The sequence below is a fragment of the Bacillus sp. D48C genome, from assembly GCF_053345735.1.
This window is the reverse complement of record NZ_JBKFAQ010000043.1, coordinates 1-684: the sequence shown is the minus strand read 5'-3', so window position 1 is coordinate 684 and position 684 is coordinate 1. Positions and strand designations below refer to the sequence as shown.

The 684-nt window shown below is 36.3% G+C and carries 1 protein-coding gene; it reads right to left on the bottom strand.

Features of this window, described 5'->3' with window-relative positions; all coding sequences use genetic code 11:
* Positions 1-36 precede the first annotated feature (36 nt).
* A partial coding sequence (locus tag ACLBXA_RS29400; protein WP_447617742.1) for an IS3 family transposase occupies positions 37-684 on the bottom strand: 648 nt, incomplete at its 5' end.

Here is a 684-nt window from a genome sequence, read left to right as displayed (position 1 = left end):
TGAAGTGACCCCTAAAAGTTAGACACGGTTATTTCATTAGGCAGCTTGATAAAAGTGAGTCCGGTATTGTACCGGGCTCATTTTTAATTTTTCCTTAATCCGTTTCGTATTATAATAATCTATATATTTTTCTAATTCTATTTTAAAGTGCTCTACATTTTCAAATTCTTTTATGTAGAGGAACTCCGACTTCATAATCCCAAAGAAATTTTCTATTACTGCGTTGTCGTAACAGTTGCCTTTTCGAGACATACTCTGGACGATAGCTCTTGATTCAAGAGTACGGACGTACTGTCTCATTTGATAATGCCATCCTTGATCCGAATGCATCAGTAGCTGGTGCGTTTCAGGTAAACGTTCCAATGCTTTCTCTAACATGTCTGAAACAAGCGAATACGTCGGTCTAGAACCAATTGTATAGGTAATAATTTCACCATTATACAAATCTAATACAGGTGATACATACAGTTTTTCTCCAAACAATTTAAACTCTGTGATGTCTGTTACCCACTTTTGATTCGGTGCATCTGTATGAAAATTACGCTCTAAAATATTAGGTGCAATTCTACCGACTTTTCCTTTATAGGATTTATATTTCTTCATACGCACAACACACTTTAACCCAAGCTCTTTCATAATGCGCTGAACCTTCTTGTGGTTCACTTTCTGGCCACGATTCGTTAA